At 70.4% G+C, this 20,133-nt stretch carries 15 protein-coding genes; 2 read left to right on the forward strand and 13 right to left on the reverse strand.

Annotated features, from left to right (window positions below):
- Window positions 1-1,126: tetratricopeptide repeat protein (locus L1885_RS08515; RefSeq protein ID WP_235796402.1), on the forward strand; the 1,126-nt coding region annotated here is incomplete at its 5' end.
- 167 nt (window positions 1,127-1,293) lie between these two features.
- On the opposite strand, the gene hppD is transcribed toward L1885_RS08515, so the two are convergent.
- Window positions 1,294-2,460, reverse strand: a complete 1,167-nt coding sequence (gene hppD, locus L1885_RS08520) for a 4-hydroxyphenylpyruvate dioxygenase (RefSeq protein ID WP_235796403.1) — start codon at window positions 2,458-2,460, stop codon at window positions 1,294-1,296.
- A 152-nt stretch (window positions 2,461-2,612) separates the two neighbouring features.
- Here hppD and L1885_RS08525 point away from each other — a divergent pair, with 152 nt between their 5' ends.
- Entirely contained in the window at window positions 2,613-3,089 is a 477-nt protein-coding gene (locus L1885_RS08525; RefSeq protein WP_235796404.1) for an Lrp/AsnC family transcriptional regulator, read from the forward strand.
- Window positions 3,090-3,307: 218 nt separating this feature from the next.
- Here the strand turns inward: L1885_RS08525 and L1885_RS08530 are convergent, their stop codons facing one another.
- The 12 genes from L1885_RS08530 to L1885_RS08585 all read right to left on the reverse strand — a co-directional run.
- Window positions 3,308-4,105, reverse strand: coding sequence for a S16 family serine protease (locus L1885_RS08530; protein WP_235796405.1), 798 nt, complete (start codon window positions 4,103-4,105; stop codon window positions 3,308-3,310).
- A gap of 87 nt (window positions 4,106-4,192) precedes the next feature.
- Window positions 4,193-4,834: an IclR family transcriptional regulator gene (locus tag L1885_RS08535; protein WP_235796406.1), complete on the reverse strand. Its 642-nt coding sequence runs from the start codon at window positions 4,832-4,834 to the stop codon at window positions 4,193-4,195.
- Between the two features lie 606 nt (window positions 4,835-5,440).
- Window positions 5,441-7,228: a DEAD/DEAH box helicase gene (locus tag L1885_RS08540; protein WP_235796407.1), complete on the reverse strand. Its 1,788-nt coding sequence runs from the start codon at window positions 7,226-7,228 to the stop codon at window positions 5,441-5,443.
- Between the two features lie 134 nt (window positions 7,229-7,362).
- Window positions 7,363-8,991 carry an MFS transporter gene (locus L1885_RS08545; RefSeq protein ID WP_235796408.1) on the reverse strand — a complete coding sequence of 543 codons (1,629 nt, stop codon included), beginning with the start codon at window positions 8,989-8,991 and terminating at the stop codon, window positions 7,363-7,365.
- A gap of 351 nt (window positions 8,992-9,342) precedes the next feature.
- Complete coding sequence (locus tag L1885_RS08550) at window positions 9,343-10,002, reverse strand: hypothetical protein (protein ID WP_235796409.1); 660 nt, start codon at window positions 10,000-10,002, stop codon at window positions 9,343-9,345.
- A gap of 39 nt (window positions 10,003-10,041) precedes the next feature.
- Window positions 10,042-12,327, reverse strand: a complete 2,286-nt coding sequence (locus L1885_RS08555; protein WP_235796410.1) for a hypothetical protein — start codon at window positions 12,325-12,327, stop codon at window positions 10,042-10,044.
- Between the two features lie 9 nt (window positions 12,328-12,336).
- Window positions 12,337-12,759, reverse strand: coding sequence for a hypothetical protein (locus tag L1885_RS08560; RefSeq protein WP_235796411.1), 423 nt, complete (start codon window positions 12,757-12,759; stop codon window positions 12,337-12,339).
- A gap of 348 nt (window positions 12,760-13,107) precedes the next feature.
- Window positions 13,108-14,385, reverse strand: a complete 1,278-nt coding sequence (mycP, locus tag L1885_RS08565; protein WP_235796412.1) for a type VII secretion-associated serine protease mycosin — start codon at window positions 14,383-14,385, stop codon at window positions 13,108-13,110.
- A 162-nt stretch (window positions 14,386-14,547) separates the two neighbouring features.
- Complete coding sequence (locus tag L1885_RS08570) at window positions 14,548-16,053, reverse strand: hypothetical protein (protein ID WP_235796413.1); 1,506 nt, start codon at window positions 16,051-16,053, stop codon at window positions 14,548-14,550.
- Between the two features lie 50 nt (window positions 16,054-16,103).
- The gene (locus tag L1885_RS08575) at window positions 16,104-16,649 is read right to left on the reverse strand and encodes a DUF2563 family protein (protein ID WP_235796414.1); all 546 of its coding nucleotides are present in this window, start codon (window positions 16,647-16,649) and stop codon (window positions 16,104-16,106) included.
- A 170-nt stretch (window positions 16,650-16,819) separates the two neighbouring features.
- Window positions 16,820-19,120, reverse strand: a complete 2,301-nt coding sequence (locus tag L1885_RS08580; RefSeq protein ID WP_372481892.1) for a xanthine dehydrogenase family protein molybdopterin-binding subunit — start codon at window positions 19,118-19,120, stop codon at window positions 16,820-16,822.
- Window positions 19,117-20,133: (2Fe-2S)-binding protein (locus L1885_RS08585; RefSeq protein WP_235796415.1), on the reverse strand; the 1,017-nt coding region annotated here is incomplete at its 5' end. The genes L1885_RS08580 and L1885_RS08585, both read right to left, overlap by 4 nt.

Here is a 20,133-nt window from a genome sequence, read left to right on the forward strand (position 1 = left end):
GGAGGCCGCGGCCGCCACGCCGACCGAGGCGCTCGTCGGCCTCGCGTCCCTCGCGGTCGCCCGCCACGACTACCCGGCCGCGCGGAAGTGGGGCGAACGGGCCCTGCGGCGCGACGCCTCCGCCTGGTCCGCCTACCCGGCGCTCGTCGACGCGTACAACGGCCTCGGCGACTACGAGAGCGCGGGCCGGGCCGCGGCCCGCTTCGCGAAGGCCAGGCCCGCGGCACCGGCGGCGGCCTCGGCGTACGCACTCGTCTACCGCGACCGGGGGCACAGGGAGGACGCGGCCGCGAAGGCGTCCGACGCCGTCGAGCACGCGGCCTCGCCCGCGCAGAAGGGGACCGCGCTGCTCGCCCTCGGAGACCTCGCCGCGGAGCGGGGGGAGCCGAAGGAGGCGCTCGGCCAGTACGACGCGGCCCTCCAGGCGGCGCCCGACCTGTCCGCCGCGCAGGCGGGCCGGGGCCGGGCACTGGCCGCGCTCGGCCGGACCGACGAGGCCTACCAGGCGTACCAGCGGGCCCAGGCGAAGCAGCCGCTGCCGGAGTACGCCCTGGACTTCGGCGAGCTCTACGACTCGCTCGGCCTGACCGGCGACGCGCAGACGCAGTACGCGAAGCTGCGCGCGGAGGCGGCGAAGGCGCAGCGCGGCGGCGTGGACGAGGACCTCCTCCTCGGCCGCTACGAGGCCGACCACGGCGACCCCGGGGCGGCGGTCGGCCGGCTGACGGCGGAGTGGACGAGCGGGCACCGCAGCATCGAGGCGGCGGACGCGCTCGGCTGGGCGCTGTACCGGGCGGGGGACGCGGCGCGTGCGCTCACGTACGCCACCACGGCGACGGAGCAGGGCCGCGCCGACGCGCTGTTCCAGTACCACCGCGGCGAGATCGAACGCACGCTCGGCATGGAGGCCGACGCGCGCCGGCACCTGGAGGAGGCGCTGCGCACCGACCCGTACTTCTCGCCGCTGCTCGCTCCCCGCGCCCGGGAGGCCCTGGACTCGGTGGGCGGGTCGAGCGCGGCCGGGACGCCGGACGACGCCTCCGGCGAGGCGGCGGGGGAGGCTGCCGGTGACTCCTCGGGGGAGGCTCCCGGCGAGGCGGCGGCCGGGCCGGTGGCGCAGCCCTGACGCCCGGAGCCGCCCAAAAACGCGCGAATCCCGCCCGGGCGGCGGCGCGGGCCGGCGGGCGGCGCCCTCCGAGAAGCGCACCGCCGCCGTGCGGACGCGACGCGGCCCCGTGGGTCAGTTTCCACGGGGCCGCAGGCAGGACGTGTGCCGGGAGCGCGAGCGGCGCGTCAGAGATTGCCGCGCTTCTCCTGCTCCCTCTCGATCGCTTCGAACAGCGCCTTGAAGTTGCCCTTGCCGAATCCCATCGAACCGTGCCGTTCGATCATTTCGAAGAAGACGGTCGGGCGATCCTGGACGGGCTTGGTGAAGATCTGCAGGAGGTAGCCGTCCTCGTCCCGGTCGACCAGCAGCTTCAGCTCGCGCAGCGTCTCCAGCGGGACCCGCGTCTCGCCCGCCCACTCGCCGAGCGTCTCGTAGTACGAGTCCGGCGTGTCCAGGAACTGCACCCCCGCCGCGCGCATCTGCCGCACCGAGGAGACGATGTCGTTCGTCGCCAGGGCGATGTGCTGGACACCGGCGCCGCTGTAGAACTCCAGGTACTCGTCGATCTGCGACTTCTTCTTCGCGACGGCGGGCTCGTTGATGGGGAACTTCACCTTGAGCGTGCCGTCGGCGACGACCTTCGACATGAGCGCGGAGTACTCGGTGGCGATGTCGTCGCCGACGAACTCCTTCATGTTGGTGAAGCCCATGACCTTGTTGTAGAAGCCGACCCACTCGTTCATGCGGCCGAGTTCGACGTTGCCGACGCAGTGGTCGACGGCCTGGAAGCTGCGCTTGTCCTGCGGCGCGACGATCGGCTGCGCGGCGGCGAAGCCGGGCAGGTAGGGGCCGTCGTAGCCGGAGCGCTCCACCAGCGTGTGCCGTGTGCTGCCGTACGTGGCGATGGCGGCGAGCACGACCGTGCCGTGCTCGTCCTTGACCTCGTGCGGCTCGACGAGGCCGCGAGCGCCGCGCGACGTCGCGTACGCGTAGGCGGCACGCGCGTCGGGCACCTCGATCGCCAGGTCCACGACGCCGTCGCCGTGTTCGGCGACATGGTCCGTCAAAAACCGGCCCCAGTCCGTCGACGGCTTGACGACCGACGTGAACACGAACCGGGCCGAGCCGCTGGTGAGCACGTAACTCGCGGTCTCACGGCTGCCGTTCTCCGGGCCCGAGTACGCGACGAGCTTCATGCCGAAGGCGGTGGAGTAGTAGTGGGCGGCCTGCTTGGCATTGCCGACGGCGAAGACGATCGCGTCCATTCCCTTGACGGGGAACGGGTCGGCGGCGCGCGCCGAGTCGGGGACGGAGGCGGATGCGGTGCCGGTGTGCATCGAGGTGTCTGCCATGGACTCAGGGTCACCCCGCCCCACAAGGTGCGCAACAGTTCTCGCAATCACTGGGCACCCCGTACAGCCGAATGCCACAATCACCGGGCGATCTGTACAGGGTGACCACGGCGGAGAGCGACCCGCCGCACCGGACGAAGGAGCGGGCGGACATGGCGATCGACGGACTCGACGGGCGACTGCTCGTCCTGCTGGCGCGCGAGCCCCGGATCGGCGTACTGGAGGCGTCCCGCCGGCTCGGCGTGGCCCGCGGCACGGTGCAGGCCCGGCTGGACCGGCTGCGCTCCAGTGGCGTGATCCGCGGCTTCGGCCCGAACGTCGACCCGGCGGCGCTCGGTTACCCCGTCACCGCGTTCGCGACGCTGGAGATCAAACAGGGCCAGGGCGCGGACGTCCGGGCCCATCTCGACGGCGTTCCCGAGGTGCTGGAGCTGCACACCACGACGGGCAGCGGGGACATGCTGTGCCGGCTGGTGGCACGGTCCAACGCGGATCTCCAGCGGGTCATCGACCTGGTGGTCGGCTTCGAGGGGATCATGCGCGCGTCCACCGCGATCGTCATGGAGAACCCCGTGCCGCTGCGCATCATCCCGCTGGTGGAGCAGGCCGCGCGCGACTCGGAAAGATAGGAGCAGGGGGCAGGGGGGCGCCGGGCGGACCGGCTCCCGGGGAACGCGGGCCGGGGCCGGGCGCGGAGGGGCGGTCGGCGGGGGTGCCCGAGCAGGGGCCGGGCGCGGGGGAACCGCGCTCCCGCGGGATGCGGGCGCGGGACGGGCGGCCGGGAGTCCGGCGGCGCGGAGGGGACGGTCGGCGGGGGTGCCCGAGCAGGGGCCGGGCGGGACGGCGTTCAGCAGGTGGGTACGGCGCCGCCCGACTGGAGCGCCTTGAGCGACGTGATCGCGTTGCCGACGGTGGTGGCGGGGACCAGGCGCAGCTGCTTGGGCAGGCCGACCTTGGCGTCGGAGCACTCGGCCTTCGGCACGAGGAACACCGTCGCGCCGTCGCGGGCGGCGGCCTGCGTCTTGAGGGCCACCCCGCCGACGGCGCCGACCTTGCCCGACGCGTCGATCGTTCCCGTTCCCGCGACGACCCTGCCGCCCGTGAGGTCTCCGCCCGATCCGTCGCCGTTCAGCTTGTCCACGATGCCGAGCGTGAACAGCAGGCCCGCGCTGGGGCCGCCGACGTCGGCGAGCCGCAGCTTGACGCTCACGGACTTCGGGTCCTTGTGGAGGTAGCCGAGCGCTGCGGTGACGGCGTCGTCCTGCGACTGCACCATGTCGTCGGTGTTGGTCTTGTCGATCTCCTTGACGGACTGCCCGGCCGGGTAGACGGCGTCACGCGGCAGCACCGCCTGCTTGGTGCGGAACCAGCCCCGCACGATCTCGCCGATGTGCACCGACGCCGAAGGGCCCGTCGCCTCGATGGTGGTCATCCGCAGCTGCCCCGTGGTCTTCCTGACCGGCGCGCGGGAGATGGTGATGACCTCCTGCCCCTTGTTGACCCCGAGCACGTTCGCGGTCAGCCCGGGCGCCGCGATCGCGTACGGGAGCGGCGCGAGCGCCACCACGGCGAGCAGCGCCACGATCGGCACGGCGCACAGCGCGAGGAAGACGGGACGTGAGAGACGAGAGAACCGAGAGAACACGGAGCCAATCTATCGGCCGCACGCCCCTCCCCGGCGGCCCGCCTCCTCGCCCGCCCCTCGCCGGGTGCGGACCGGGCCCCGCGGGGTTCAGCGGAGGGCGTCCGCGACCTCCCGTGCGGCGTCGACGACGCGGGCGCCGACGCGCTCGGGCACGGAGTCGGCGAGCATCACCACACCGACGCTCCCCTCCAGCCCGCTCACACCGACCAGCGCGGCCGCGGCCCCGCTCGCGCCCGTCTCCAGCTCGCCGTGGGTGAGGGTGCACCGCGGCTCGGTCAGCACCGCGCCGCGCGCGGCCAGGATGGCCTTGCCCGCGGCGCCCCGGTCGAGGGCGTGCCGGAAACCCGCGCGGTAGGCGACGTGGTAGTCGGTCCAGCTGGGCTCGACGACGGCGACGGCCAGCGCGTCGGTGCCGTCGACGAGTGTGAGGTGTGCGGTGGCGCCTATGTCCTCGGCCAGCGACCGCAGGGCGGGCAGCGCGGCCTCCCGTACGAGCGGATGCACCTGGCGGCCCAGGCGCAGCACACCGAGGCCGACCCGGACCCGGCCGCCGAGGTCGCGGCGGACGAGCGCGTGCTGTTCCAGCGTGGTCAGGAGGCGGTAGACGACCGTCCTGTTGACGCCCAGCCGGTGGGAGAGTTCGGTGACGGTCAGGCCGTGGTCGGTCTCTGCGAGCAGCTTCAGGACACGCAGTCCTCTGTCGAGCGTCTGGGAGGTCTCGGCGGTCACGACGCCCTCTCCTTCGATGGTCTCGGAGTGAGTGGCGGAGGCGGTACCGCAGTGGTTCCGGCACCGGTCCCTCGGTGACGCACGGCCAGTCCCCCGCCGGACACAGCACACCGGCTGCGCTGCGCGGCGGAGCTGCCACGGCGCGTGTTCATATGACCGGACAGTAGCGAGGCATACCGCTCAGCGGAAGACCCGGTCCAGAATCCGGTCACGGTGGCCGAGTTGATCCGCACATGGACGGAGGAGCCACTGATGACGGCATACGTCACCCCATCCGCCGACACGGGGACGCACACGCACACTGCACACGTACACCGCCTGCGCACACCGGCCACGAACACCCCGCACACGCGCGGGACGCACACACCGGCCACGCACGCGGGGAATCCATGCGCGAGGGGTACGCACACCCCGGCCCCGCGTGCGCGCCGGCCGCGCACGCGGGCGGGACGCACACGCAGGCGGAGCACACGCGGGCGGGGGACGCACGCACGCCGGCCGCACCGGAGCGCGAGGGCCTCCGGCGGCCGGTTCGCGCGCGGTGGAACGTCGGTGGAACGGCGGCGGCACGACCGCACCGGCCCGGGCCGCGTCAGGCCGGGCCGGTCAGCGCATCCGGGTGGCCCACTCCTGCACCTTCTTGATCCGCTCCCGGATCTGCCCTGCGGTGGCCTCGGCGCTCGGCGGGCCTCCGCACACCCGGCGCAGCTCGGTGTGGACGACACCGTGCGGCTTGCCGCTCTGGTGCACGTACGCGCCGACCATCGTGTTCAACTGCTTGCGCAGGTCGAGGAGTTCGCGGTGCGAGACCACCGGCCGCCGCTCGGCGGGCAGTTCGACGAGGTCCGCCTCGTGGTCCGGCTTCTTCCTGCTGTGCGCGATCTGCCGGGCCTGGCGGCGCTGCAGCAGTATCTGCACCTGGTCGGGCTCCAGCAGGCCCGGGATGCCGAGGTAGTCCTGCTCCTCCTCGCTGCCCGGGTGCGCCTGCATGCCGAACTCGGCGCCGTCGTAGAGGACCCGGTCGAAGACGGCGTCGGACTCCAGCGCCTCGAACGGCAGCATGTCCTGCTCGCCGGTGTCCTCGTCCTCCTGCTTGTTGGCCTCGTCCATCTCCTTCTCGGACTCGGCGTACGGATCCTCCTCACCGCCCTTCTTGGGCTTGTCGAGGGCGTGGTCCCGCTCGACCTCCATCTCGCCCGCGAAGCCGAGCAGGTCGGGGATGGTGGGCAGGAACACGGACGCGGTCTCGCCGCGCCGCCTGGAGCGCACGAAACGGCCCACTGCCTGGGCGAAGAACAGCGGCGTCGAGATCGTCGTGGCGTACACGCCGACGGCCAGGCGCGGCACGTCGACGCCCTCGGAGACCATGCGGACGGCGACCATCCAGCGGTCCTGGCTCGCGCTGAACTCCTCGATGCGCTTGGACGCCGCGGCCTCGTCGGACAGGACGACGGTGGCCTTGGTGCCGGTGATCTCGCGGACCATCTTCGCGTAGGCGCGCGCGGAGTCCTGGTCGGCGGCGATGACGAGGCCGCCCGCGTCCGGGATGCCCTTGCGGACCTCGGTGAGGCGCTGGTCGGCGGCGCGCAGGACGTTCGGCATCCACTCGCCGCGCGGGTCGAGGGCCGTGCGCCACGCCTGCGACGTCGCGTCCTTCGTCATCGGCTCGCCGAGGCGCGCGGCGATCTCGTCGCCTGCCTTCGTACGCCAGCGCATGTTGCCGCTGTAGCTGAGGAAGATGACGGGACGCACGACGCCGTCGCCGAGCGCGTTGCCGTAGCCGTACGTGTAGTCGGCGGAGGAACGGCGGATGCCGTCGTCCCCCTCCTCGTAGACGACGAACGGGATGGGGTTCGTGTCGGAGCGGAAGGGCGTTCCGGTCAGCGCGAGGCGGCGGGTGGCCGGCTCGAACGCCTCCAGGCACGCCTCGCCCCACGACTTGGAGTCGCCCGCGTGGTGGATCTCGTCGAGGATGACGAGCGTCTTGCGCTGCTCGCAGCGGTTGCGGTGCAGCATGGGGCGCACGCCGACGCCCGCGTACGTGACGGCGACGCCGTCGTACTCCTTGCTGAGCGGACCCGCGCTGTACTCGGGGTCCAGCTTGATCCCTATCCGCGCGGCCGCGTCCGCCCACTGTGTCTTGAGGTGCTCGGTGGGCGCGACGACCGTGATCTGCTGCACGACGTGGTGGTGCAGCAGCCAGGACGCCAGGGTCAGCGCGAACGTGGTCTTGCCTGCGCCCGGGGTCGCCACCGCGAGGAAGTCGCGGGGCTGCTCCTGGAGGTAGCGCGACAGCGCGTTCTCCTGCCAGGCGCGCAGCTTGTTCGCGGTGCCCCAGGGGGCCCTGCCGGGGAAGGCGGGTGAGAGGTGATGCTGAGAGGCGGGAGTACTCACGGTCTCCGTTCCGAACCTTGCGGCCGCGCCGCGGGACGGGACCGGCCGCTGCCGTACGACAACCGGGCCACCCTACCGGGGGCCCGCCGCGATCCCCGTCCGAACCCGGGCCCACGCGCCGGGTGCGGGATGTGTCACATTTCCGCGCTCTCCCGTGCCCGGGTCCGCCCGGCCCGCCCGGCGGCAGGGCCGGTACGGACGCGGGTCGCGACCCGGATGCCGACCAGCGCCACGACCGCCATCAGCACGAACACCGAAGCGAAGGCGGCCGGATGCGACCCGGCCGCGCCGCCCCCGGCGGCCGCGGGCGCCCCGCCTCCGCCGACCGAACCGCCGCCGAGCGCCCCGAAGGCGGCGCCGCCGACGGCCAGCATCAGCACGTTCGACAGGCCGTCCGAGATCTGCAGGGCCGACGAGTTGGCGCCGACCTCCTCGGGGGCCGAAAGACCGAGCGCGACCACGCTCGTCGACGAGATCACGACGCCCATTCCGACGCAGCCGACCGCCCACGCCACGGCGACGATCCACACGGGCACCGCGCTCAGCAGCACCAGGGGCGCGATCGCGATGCCCAGCGTCACCAGCACCATGCCGCCCGCCATCAGCGTCTCGCGGTGCGGCTGCAGCCGCGGCCGCGACTGCACGAACGAACCGAGGGACCACGTCACGCCGCCCGCGGCGATGGACAGGCCCGCCATGGTCGGTGACAGGCCCCGCTGCGTGACCAGCATCAGCGGCACGAAGCTCTCCGCCGCGATGAACGATCCCGCCGACACCCCGCGCAGCGCCACCACGGCGGGCAGCCCGCGCGCCGCGCGCCAGGTGCCCGCGGGCAGCAGCCGGCGCACCGCCACGACGAGCAGCGCCGCGCCGCCCGCCACGGGGAGCAGCGACACCCACCGCAGGTCCTCGCCCGCGTACTGGAGCAGGCCCGCGCCCGCGGACAGCGCGAGCGCCAGCACGATGCGCCTGCGGTCGAAGCGCGGCACGGGCGCCCCGGGGTCGGCGCGCCCCGCGGCCATCCGCCGGATCGCGGGCAGCGCGAGCGCGAGCGGCAGCACGATCAGGACCGGGATGCCGAGGAACACCCAGCGCCAGCCGAGCTGTTCCGTGACCGTCCCGGACGCGAGCGGCCCCACCACCGACGGGACCACCCAGGCCGCGGCGAACGCCGCCATGATCGAGGGCCGCAGCCGGGGCGGGTACGCGCGGCCCACCACCACGTACAGCGCGACGATCACCAGCCCGCCGCCCAGTCCCTGCACGGCCCGGCCCAGGATGAACACCCACATGCCGGAGGCGGTCCCCGCGACGAGCAGCCCGGCCGCGAACAGGCCGATCCCGGCGGTGAGCGGCGCGAGCGGCCCGTCGCGGTCCGACCACTGGCCGGCGAAGACCATCCCGAACAGGCTGGTGGTGAAGTACGCGGAGAACGCGAACGCGTAGAGCGGGATGCCGTGCAGCTCCCGCGCCGCGACCGGCATGGCCGTGCCGACGGCGGTCGCCTCGAACGCGATGAGCAGCACGACGGACACGATGCCGATGCTCAGCGCCCGGAAGGGCGCGTGGAGCACCCCGCGAGCGGCGCCGGCATCCGAGCCCCCCGCGCCGCCTTCCCCGGGCTCCTCGCCACCGCGTCCCCCGAGGGCCCCGCCCTCACCCCCGCGTTCCTTGCCGTGCCCCGCGTCCCCGCCGATCAGGTCGGGGACAAGGGACGGGTCGGCGGCGGCGACCTCGGCGTCGCGCGATTCGGGGGTGCTCATCCCGACAGCGTAAGGGGCACGAGCGGGTTTGACCCCTGGCCGGCCGACGGAACGGAGCTGGTCCGTTGGTCGTAGGACCGCCGGGGGGGCGGCAGACCTGCTCGGCCCGCAGCTTGTTGGGGGCGGGCCACGGAGGGCGGCGTCCGGCGTGCCCTGGGCCTCCGCACCGCCGTCGCTTCTATTGCCGCTCCTGCGGCCGGCTGCGGCAAGGGGAAAGGCCCCCGGGGCGAGTGGGAGCCCGCCGCCAAGGTCTAAGTGCTGATTCGCGGTGTAGATCCACTCACGCCGAGGCGATCGCGCTCCGGTGCTGAAATCACGCAGAGCCCCTGTCCCCCGTGACAGGTGGGAGGGCTAGTCCGATGAGAGACCTCCGGCGTCGGCACAACCGAGTTCCTTGGCCATACTCAGGGAGAGGGAGTTGAGGACCGCAAGATTGGCCTCGCTTACCTTTTCAGCGTCGCCTTTCGGCTTGTATCGCCCTTGCCCTTGTGCATTATTGGTCAGCTCCCCCACAACGATTGCCGGGGAGCTCTTGGTACTGCCGTGGAACTTGGAGCTCACACAGGCGAAGTACAGGTACGAGCGTCCTGAGCCTATGAAGGCGCCGCGGCCCACGTCGTACTTCTTGAGCGTGTCGGATACCGGACCTCCGGACGCACCGCCCGTCTCGGTTCGAAAACCGACCGACAACTCGGGGCTTCCACCCTTCAGATCCGCGATCGAACACGCAGGCTTAGGCACAGAATCGCTGTTCCCCGTCTCCACATACCCGTCGACCAAGGCCGAGGCAGCCTTCGGGTACGAAGCCTCCGACGAGTCGCCCGGTTTGGGGGCGAATTTTGTCGCGCCTGTCAGGAACTCAACCGACTTGGCCCCGACCGAGGTGATGTGGCCGTCGCACACCTTGATAGCGGAGATGGCCGCAGGAGCAGAGTGGCCGCCACAGCCGACAAGTACCAATCCCAGCCCACTCACCATCAGCGTCGCCTGTGCCACCTGCCACGTCTTCACGCCCATACCTCGCACTCGATGCCGCACGTCGCCAGAGACTCAGCCCGTCTGGGGCAGGTCTCCCTGTCGTTGATCTTGACCGTTTCCGTACTCGTAGCCAAGCTGCGTCGCCTGGATGAGTTCCTGACCCGCCTTAGATTTCACATCGATGCCATGCGCATCCATGTACACACGCATCGGCGCCTCGGAGTTCGACTCCCCCGCACCGTAGACAGCCGTCTCGGCCTCATGGAGGCGTTCATTGTGATCATCACTCCAACTGTCGTTGGAGCCGTCGAACCATCCGCCCATGATCTGCCCTGCGAACTGCTCGATGGCACCCTGCCCGTTGTCCACTGCAAGCGGCACCAGGACAGCCGCGGCACCCGCCGCGGGTGCAGAGATCGGCAGGAACGCAGCCCCCGCTCCGACGGCGGCGCCAACGCCGAAATCGACCCACCCGGACTTCGCATCCAAGGCCTTGCTGTAGTCGTCGGCCGCCTTGGCCCCCTCGGCTGCGATCTGCGCCACTCGCGAATGGTCGAGGGTGCCTTGCACCTGAGCCCCGACTCGCACCGCCTCCAGAGCGGGTCCCGTCGCTTCGTCCGGATTCACCCTATGGGAGCCCGTCTGGCCCTCCAGCACCGAACTGGTGTAGATGGCCTGTGCATGACCGACGTCGGCATATGCGTTCGGGTGCTGCCCCAGCGAGCTGAGGAACTTCTGGGCATCGGCTGTTCCCAGCTTGATGTGCCCCTTGCTGCCCTCGGGCGGAGCGAAACTGCTGGTGTTGTCCCCCTGATCCGGATGCTCCGCGAGGGACCAATCAATGTCGTCGATGTAGCCGGCGCCCATGTGCCCGATGCTGTCCGCAAGTGATGCCTGCTTCTTCAGCAACCCCGCGTCGCCGTACTGAGCCACAACTTTCTCCATCACCTTGGCCCCGTCGTCCGAGCGCACGACTGTCGCGTTCGGGTCGTCATACGGGTGCCCGAGAGTGGCGGACTCAAGGGCGTTGCCTAGGCTGTCGTAGCCGTAGCTGTTGCTTTCACCGCTGCCGGTGACATCCTTGGGCCAGTCTCGGTCCTTCGTGAGGTAGTCGAAGGCATCGAGCTTCTTGTGATCGCTTGTGTCGCCGGGCGTCAGGTCGATACTGCTGTTGAAGAAGTCGGCCGATGCCTGGGGGTTGTGGCCGAGCGACTTCATGAAACCCTCCATCGGGTCGCGCCCGATATCGGTCCCGCTCCAGTTCAGATGGGGCATTCCACCGACGGAAGAGGTCCAGAACATGCTGGGTTTCCCCATGCCGTTCTTGGTCATCTTGTTTTCCGTGACGATCAAAGCATCGCCGTAGTCATGCAAGAACTTCGAGTCGAACTTCCCATACCGCATCAGGTTGCTCATGACCTGGAATCCGTACGGCGATGTTCCGCGCGTGTGGATCGGCTCGGCACCGGCCGCTATGGTGTCCGCCTTCCACTGATTCATCGCGGGACTGTCGGAATGCGTAGCACTGGCAAGCGTGAGACTCCAGTTCTTCTGGAGCTCCTTGAGCATGTCCTGGTGATCGACGCCAAGACGCGACCCGTCGCTCGGATCCCCCATGTCCGCCCAAAACTCCAGGTTCCCCTTGGCGCCCACGTCCAGGGCGAACTGCTCCGCGAAGTACTGATCACCCTTGTTGTCCGTGAGGTACTTGTTGAGCTGCTTGATCTCGGCCGGCGTCGCGTCGTCCCCCTTGGCCACGATCGCTGCCGCCTTCTTGGCGTCCTCGGCATCCTGGACCTTGGATGCGGCCTTGAGGGAGCCGTAGTCGGTCCCCGAGAAGTCGTTCTTGTCTTTGCCCACGAGGGTCCGGAGCGCACGGGCCGCAACCTCGTCGGCGTCGTTCGCCCGGTCGACGCCGGCCTTGATTGCAGCGCGGGTCGCGGCGAACTGCTCCTGGGTGGGCTTTGGTCCGTCATAGTCCTTGGGCCGACGGTCAGGATGCACCGCATAGCTGACGACACCGTCGGGGCCGATACTTATGCCCTTGCCGGGAGCCTCATCAGCCACTGCCACAAGGCTTTTCTTGGCGGCCGCGAACTCGGTGTGCGCGTCACGGAGAATGTTGCGGATGCTACTCGCTTCCGTCTTCGCGTCACCGAACTCCTTTGCTGTCTTTCGCACGAACTCCCGGGTGACGCCTGCGTTCTCCCCGGCCCAGTCCGCCTTGTCGGCCTTGGCCTTCATGCTGCCGGCCGACTCTGCGAGCGTCGAGAGCTTCGTGACCGTGGCGTCCCAGTCCTTCACCGCAGCTTCGAGACCACTCAAGTTCGCGTGGACGACCTGATCAAAAGTCAGCATGGTCAACCCCTACTTGAAGTGCTTGTTGATCTCGGACATGGAGAAGTTGCTCACCAGTGTCTCTTCGTGATTCTTGTGACTGATCACGGTGTCTTCGAGATGATTGTGGATAAGAGCACACGCACTCAGCAGGGTTTCTGCCTGGCTTCGCCACGCGTCCCATGCCGCCCAGAGCGCGGACCCAGTGGCAAATCCACCCGAGTCGAGCGAATTGCCCGCGGTGTCCGTCGCGGCACCCGCATGGAAGGCATCGGTGTCGAGGTGGTGGAACAGCCCTTGCGCGTCGTTCCCAATGGCCCGCAAATCAGCCGAGGTGACCTTGTAGTCACCGTCTTCTCCGCCTCCGTCACCGGACGGGGCGCCGGCGAGGCGCATCTTTGCGTTCACCGCAGCCGCGCTTCGCGCCGACGCCCATTCTTCGTCGAACGACACATCTCCCCCGTTGGTCAGGATCGCAACTCGACTCGCTGCCGAAGCAGACACGCTCACAGGCCTCCGGCAGACGCCCGCCTCCGGCTGTGCGCGAGGACTTCCCCCGTCCTCACTCTCCGGCATTGCTGAGCCTCAGGACGGCAACTGCCTTCTCACATCTCCAGTCATTTTATCGCCCCTTTGCGCTCTTGAGGGCTACCAATTGCCAGGATCTAATGGCCCATTCGTGCTTATCCAGGCACAACGAGGTACGTCGCCCGACCTTCAAGTCCAGGGCGACGCTCGACTCATGCTGGCGCGCCTCGCTCGGGCCCCCGGGTGCGCTCCCACCTGGAGAACTGCCGTCGGTCAGGCACCGCTCCGGGGCGGCACTTGTCCACCGTCCTGCGGGGGCTGGTATTGCTTCGGATGCTGTGGCGGCTGCTGCTGCGGGTACCCCGGAGCCTGCGGCGGGTAGTACTGCTGGGGCTGCGTCGTGTACGCATACGGCGGCTGCTGCGGCGGAGGGGCCGCGGCTGCGGACTTGCGGCGGGCCCTGGAGACCGCGAACGCTGTCGAACCTCCCACGACGACCACGACTGCCGCGCCGATCGCGATCCACAGTCCCGTGCTACCGCCACTGCCGGAGTCCGGTGTCGCGGTCGCGGCCGGTGCGCTGCTCTTCTTGCTGCTGTCGCTGCCGCTGTTGGGCTGAGTGTCGGCGGAGGCGGACGGCGACGCCGACTTCTTCGCAGCTGCGGCCAGGTCGGGGAGCGGGTAGACGTCGGCCGGGCCCGGGTTGCCCGGGCGCCTCAGCGCCACGAGAGGACGAACAGCGCCGTAACCGACCTGCTCGTTGTGACGGGGGCCGCTGATCGGGGCACTCGCCGTGTTCAGCAGGACCCGCAGGATCTGGTTGTTGGTCCAGTCCGGGTGCTTGGACCAGAGGAGCGCGGCGGAGGCTGAGGTGAGGGCGGTGGCTGGGCTGGTTCCGGTTCCCTCGCAGATTTCGCTGCCGCCTGTGCACGCGCTCCAGATGTTGGTGGCTGGTGCCGAGATGTCAACCTGGGGACCGGTCTCCGACCCAGACCAAAGTGTCGCCTTCTTGTCCAAGCCGCCCACGCCGACCACACCAGGGGTCGCGGCTGGGTACTGGACCGGATTTCCTTCTTCGCCGCTATTTCCCACGGAGGCAAACACAAGCTTGTTTTTGGCGAGAGCGTACTTCACCGCTGCGTCGAGCTGTGGGCCGTTACCATATGGGTCACCGACAGAAATACTGATAATCTTGGCGGAGGAATTGGCCGCATACCTGATAGCTTCCGCCATTCCTTCCGGGAAACTCTTTCCGTCCTTTGTTCCATTTTCAATGGCGTAGGGAATGCGAATCGGGAGAATTTTCGCACCGGGAGCCAGGCCCCAGGATCCCTGAACAGGGCCTCGTTTTCCAGTTCCAGCGATCAGGTCCGCCATGCCGGTGCCATGGTTGTCGACGTCGGTGTATTCGTCCCCCTTCTGCATCGAGAAATCTTTACCCGGGAGAACCTGACCCTGCAAATCCGGGACTGTTTTATCCACACCAGAGTCGAGTACAGCGACGGTCACACCGCGGCCCGTACTGATCTTCCAGATCTGATCAGCCTGCATGGCATCAAGATGCCATTGTCTGCTACGAACCGAGTCAGCAGCCTGCGCAGGCACTGCCGCCACAGCAAACAGCAGTGCCCCCACACCGGACGACACGACAGCCCTGATACGAAACGACCGCCCGTTTGCTCTGCGCATCAACTGCTAACCTTTCCAGCGGATCTACTCGATAACGGGAGGAACAACCCGCCGGTCACCTTGTTGCCAGGTCTCTTCGTCCTCGACCAGGTAATCCGGGCGCGCATCGCCGTGTTCGTCATTGCGACGGCGCGCCCCCTTTCGCCCCTGAGGCGCCATACCGGTGCGGCCGACTTGCCTCTCTGCGCCGTCTTCCGAAGCTCCGGAACCATCCCGCAGGAGGCCTGAACCTCCCTGAGTGAAGGGCCGAGCACCCGCCTTCCCGGGCTGCGCCGAGCGTCCTACGACACCTCCCGGTTCCGAAGCCAGCCGACGCCCGCTCACCAAACCGTTGCGACCAGCCGCCGTCTGCCCCTCGGGCCCCATGTGGAGACCGGATGCACCGCGTCCCATCATGCCGCGACTACTGGTGCCCTGAGTTCCTTCTTCCCCACCGACCACCATGCCTCTGGGCAGTCGTGCGGGAGGCCTCCCGTTGGAGGACTCCACAGCCCGACCGCCCGCAATGCCGCTTTCTCTTGGCATCGTCGGTCGTCCAGTGGAAAATTTCTCGCTAAAAGAACCACGCGGGAGACGCATCGACGACGGCACGTTGTCTTGCCGACCACCGAGAGGACCACTACCGGCACCGGAGTACGGAGCACCACTGACAGGCGGCCCACCAAAAGCTGGCGGCACCACGCCCGGAAGGCCCTGCGCCGTACTGTGATGCGCCTCCGGCACGCTGGGCACTGAAATATGAGGCGGAGCAATTGGCGGGGATGCTCCGTCAATTTCCATGTGCGCTGCCGGCGCGGCGGGCTCCCCTGCTGGAACGGAGTGCGAGTGCCCACTGCTGGTTGCGTTCACCGAATTCATGAAGGATGAATCGGCAACAAGCCGAGAGTGGGCACTGCTTGACCCCTCGGTGCGACTTCCGCCGACACCGCCGCCACCGTCGACATTGCGGACTCCACCGGCACCGTCACCCACTGTCCTATGGGCTTGTGTATCGTGCCAGCCTTGCCCCAACTGACTCGCCGGGGGCGGGAACGTGGGCGGCTTCAGGCCGTTGATCTGGGTGCCGGCCTGCACGTAGGTCGTGGCCAGCTTCTGCATCTGGGCGGCCGCGTCGCTGCGGGTGCCTTCGATGTGCGACGAGGCGAGCATCGCGGACTTCTCGAAGGTCGGCGAGTCGCTGTCCTTCATGTGCTCGGTGGCGGTGTGAAGGGTCGTCCGTGCGTTCGTCGTGATCGAAAGGGCGGGCATGTTCGAGTGCGCCTCGACGATGGCCTGGGAGACGTGGCCCATCCAAATGCTGGCTGAGTCCGCGTAGTCCGCCAGCTTGAACGTCGCGTTGGCTGTCTGATTGCCCCACTCGCGGAACGCTTCGCCGCCCTTGCCCTCCCAGCCCAGCGCGCCGACGTGGGCCTTGAGATGGTTGCCGATCTTGGTCACCATGGTGCTGATCGCGGACAGCTTCTGCGACAGATTGCTGACCGTCTCCATGTCGGCGGACTTCAGCAGCGCATACATCTGCTCGTGCGTCATGCCGTCGAAATCCGTCTTCGCCGCGATCGGCTTGCCGCCCCCGTGTCCGCTCACTTGGCACCCCCGTTGTCGCCGAATCCTCCGACGCTGTTGCCGGCGCCGGGCTTCGCCTTGCCCTTGTCCGCCGTGTGGTACGGGTCGCGGTCCGGGTGGTACTGGGCCTCGATCTCCGAGTTCAGCTTGTGCATCCGGGACTTGATGTCCTCGTCCAGGTCGTTGTAGCTCTTCCCGGACGTCTCGATCGCCAGGCTCATGCTCTCGATCTGGAGGCCGAGCGTCTTGGAGAGGTTCTCGAGCTCCGTGTGGACGTTGTCGTAGGACGCGTAGAGGAACTGGGCCTCGTGGAAGCCCTCGCCGCCGAGGTGCGTGCGCTGCATGCGGTCCTGGCCGACCCGGGTGGGGGCGGCCTGGGAGCCGTGGAGTTCGACGAGGAGGCCGTCGACGTCCTTCTTGAACTTCTTCATGTCGGCGAGGTTGCTCATCAGGTCGTTGACGCCGGCGACCGCCGCGCCGACCACGCCCCCGAACAACGCGCCGACCACTCCGAAGGTGTCCGAGGGAGATCCCCCGCCACCGTCCGCTGCTGCCGCTACCACGACTGTCTACCCCCGTCCCCGTCGCTGCGCGGATGGTCGTACACGCAACGCCCTGCTGGTGAATCCCTCGAAACCGGATGCAAGTCAGGTTCCAGGCCCACTTTAGCGACCACAAGTGACAGTACGCATCCAAGGGTTACGGGGGCAACGGCGTTGCCGTCACCCTTGAGTCACCCCTGGGCAACAGCCGCCTGGGGCCGGATCGGCAGGCGGCCGACGGGACGGCCCGTGGCGGCGCGGACGGCCGAGGCGACCGCGGCCGGGGACGTCACGACCGAGACGGCGCTCGCGGGCTTGGCGCCGAAGGGGGCGACGACGTCGCGTTCCTCGACGAGCCGCACGATCTTGATGTCCGGGGCGTCGAGGGAGGTCGGCAGCGCGTAGCCGGTGAGGTCCGGGTGGCGGACGAGGCCCTGGCTGGTGCGGAGGTTCTCGGTGAGCGCGGTGCCGATGCCCTGGGTGACGCCGGCCTCGATGCGGGTGCGCAGCTGGGCGGGGTTGAGGACGCGGCCGACGTCCTGGGCGACCGCCATCTCGACGACGCGGATCGTGCCGAGTTCGATGTCGACGTCCACGACCGCGCGGATCGCGCAGAACGACAGTCCGACGAAGGCGTCGCCCTGGCCCGATTCGTCGAGCGGCTCGGTGGGGTGCGGGCGGGACTGGGCGGTGGCCCACAGCTCCTTGCCGTCGAGGGCCTCGGTAACGGTGGTGGACAGGACCCCGTCGTACGACGTGATCTTGCCGTCGGCGATCTGGAGGAGCTCCGTCGACATGCCGAACTTGTGGGCCAGCGGCTGGAGGAGCTGGGTGCGGACCATCTTCGCGGCGCGTTCGACGGCGCCGCCGGAGACCCAGGTGTGGCGGCCGTGGGTGGCCGGGCCGGCCGGAGGCTGGTCGGTGTCGACCGCGGCGACGTGGACCTCCTCGATGCCGAGGGTCTCCTGCACGATCTGCCGGGCGAGGGTGGCGAAGCCCTGCCCGGTGTCGACGGCCGCGCAGATGACGGTGGCGGTCCCGTCCTGGACCTTCACGGTGGCGGTCGAGACCTCGTCGGTGCCTTCCGCGCCGAGCATGTGCACCATGCCGAGGCCGTATCCGACACCGCGCCGCACCGCGCCGGGCTCGCCCGCGCCCTCGGGGCCGCCGGGCAGCAGCCAGGCCTCCTCGGGGGTGTCCTTGGGGAGGGTTGGCAGCGGGAACTCCCGTACGGAGCGCAGCAGTTCCGCGACGGGGGCGGGGCACGTGACGGTCTGCCCGGTGGGCAGGAGGTCGCCGGTGGCGAGGACGTTGCGCAGCCGCAGCTCGGCGGGCTCGATGCCGAGCTTCGCGGCGAGCTTGTCCATCTGGCCCTCGTAGGCGGCGCACACCTGCATGGCGCCCTCGCCGCGGACGTGCCCGGACGGGGGGTTGTTGGTGCGCACGGCCCAGCCCTCGACGAAGGCGTGGGGGACGACGTAGGGGCCGCAGGCGAACGCCACGGCCGCGGCGAGCGATTCGGCGGACTGGTCGGCGTAGGCGCCGGCGTCGAGGAGGATCTGCGCCTCGACCTTGACCAGGTGGCCCTCCGCGTCGGCGTGGTGGCGGTAGCGCAGCAGCGTCGGGTGGCGGTGGGCGTGGCCGAGGAAGGACTCCTCGCGGGTCGCCGTGAGCTTGACGGGCCGGCCGGTGCGCAGCGCGAGCAGGCCGAGGGGGATCTGGAAGCCGGGGTCCTCCCGGTCGCCGGTGGCGCCGGGCACGCCCGTCACGACGAGCTTGACCTGCTCGGGCGGCAGGCCGAAGCACGCGGCGGCGAGGTCGCGGTCGGTGTGGGGGTCGGTGGAGGCGGTGTAGATCTCGACGCCGCCGTCCGGGCGCGGGACGGCCAGGCCGGCCTCGGCGCCGACGGGCGCGGTGTCCTGGCGGCCGATGCGGTACAGGCCCTCGACGACGACCTCGCCCTGGGCCGCCGGGTCGCCGTAGCGCAGCGGGATGTGCCTGATCAGGTTGCCGTCCGGGTGCAGCGGCTCGGCGGCGAAGGCCTTCTCGGGGTCGGTGACCGGTTCGAGGACCTCGTACTCGACGGCGACGGCCGCGGCGGCGAGGCGGGCCGCGTCGGGGTGTTCGGCGGCGATCGCGGCGATCGCCTCGCCGTGGTGGCGTACGACGTCGGAGGCGAAGACGGGGCGGTCGGCGACCTTGCGGCCGTACGACGGGTCGCCGGGCACGTCCACGTGAGTGACGACGGCCCGCACGCCGGGCATGCGGGCGGCGGCGGAGGTGTCGATCGAGACGATGCGGGCGTGCGGGTGGGGGGAGCGCAGGATCGCCGCCCACAGCAGGCCCTCGGCCCACAGGTCGGCCGCGTAGGGGTAGGTGCCCTCGGTCTTGGCGCGGGCCTCGGCGGCGGGGAGGGACGCGCCGAGGCCGTGTGTGCGCTCCTCGCCGTCCGGGACCGCGGGGCCGGCCGCGGTGGCCACGTCGTCGCTCACGCCATGCCTCCGTCGTTAGCGTGCGGGTGGTGCGGGCCCTGGGGGGCCTGTGCGTGGACGCCTCCCGCGCCGGGCGGGGCCTGGTGCGGGATGCGGCCCGGGTCTGCGGGGCCCGTGCTGCCGTCGGCGGCGGCGCGTTCGGCCGTGCCCGCCGGGCCGGGGCCCGGGACGAAGGCCGCGGGGCCGTTGGCACTGTCGCCGGCGTGTGCGGCCTCGGCGCCCGAGGCGCGGGCCTCGGCGACCTCGCGGACGGCCTCCAGGACGCCGCGGTAGCCGGAGCAGCGGCAGAGGTTGCCGCTGAGGGCCTGCCGGGTCTCCAGGTCGGAGGGGGCGTGGTTGCCCTCCAGGAGGTCGTGGACGGTCATCGCCATGCCGGGGATGCAGAAGCCGCACTGGACGGCGCCGCGGGCGGCGAGGGCCCGCTGGACGTCGGAGGGTTCGCCGTTCGCGGCGAGGCCCTCGACGGTGCGCACCTCGGAGCCGGCGGCGGTGGCCGCGGGCACCAGGCAGGAGGCGACGAGCCGCCCGTCGACCTGGACGTTGCAGGCGCCGCACTCGCCCTGCGAGCAGCCGTCCTTGGCCCCGGCGAGGCCGAGGCGCTCGCGCAGCACGTAGAGGAGGGACTCCCCGATCCACGCGTCGTTGACGGGCCGGTCCTGGCCGTTGACCCGCAGCACGTAGGAGGAGCTGGGGTGTTCGACCTGGTCGGTGCCGAATTCGCCCTCGCCGGCGTCGTCGGCGGGCCCGGTCCTTGCGCCCTGGAGGGCCGGGTCGCCCTCGGCGGACGCGAGGTCGTGGACGACGGAGTCGGCGGGGAACATCGAGTCGGCGGCGGGCGCCGACGCGTCGTGGGCGGCCGGGCCGGCCGGGCCGGCCGGATCGGCCGGGTCGTCGTCGCCATCGCCGGGACCGCGGCCGGAAGCACCCCCGTCGCCGCCGGGGAACGCGGAGTCGGCCGCGGTCGGCTCGCCCGGTGACGGGTCGCCGGGGCCCGGCGCGCCGGCCGCGGCGGG

The sequence above is a fragment of the Streptomyces fuscigenes genome, assembly GCF_021556455.1.
In the GTDB taxonomy this organism is placed as follows: Bacteria; Actinomycetota; Actinomycetes; order Streptomycetales; family Streptomycetaceae; genus Streptomyces; species Streptomyces fuscigenes.

Bases quoted from the DNA above. Each gene is read 5' to 3' on its own strand.
- hppD (WP_235796403.1), bottom strand. From the start codon at position 2,460: ATGGCAGACACCTCGATGCACACCGGCACCGCATCCGCCTCCGTCCCC.
- L1885_RS08525 (WP_235796404.1), top strand. From the start codon at position 2,613: ATGGCGATCGACGGACTCGACGGGCGACTGCTCGTCCTGCTGGCGCGC.
- L1885_RS08545 (WP_235796408.1), bottom strand. From the start codon at position 8,991: ATGAGCACCCCCGAATCGCGCGACGCCGAGGTCGCCGCCGCCGACCCG.
- L1885_RS08555 (WP_235796410.1), bottom strand. From the start codon at position 12,327: ATGCTGACTTTTGATCAGGTCGTCCACGCGAACTTGAGTGGTCTCGAA.
- mycP (WP_235796412.1), bottom strand. From the start codon at position 14,385: ATGCAGGCTGATCAGATCTGGAAGATCAGTACGGGCCGCGGTGTGACC.
- L1885_RS08570 (WP_235796413.1), bottom strand. From the start codon at position 16,053: ATGACGCACGAGCAGATGTATGCGCTGCTGAAGTCCGCCGACATGGAG.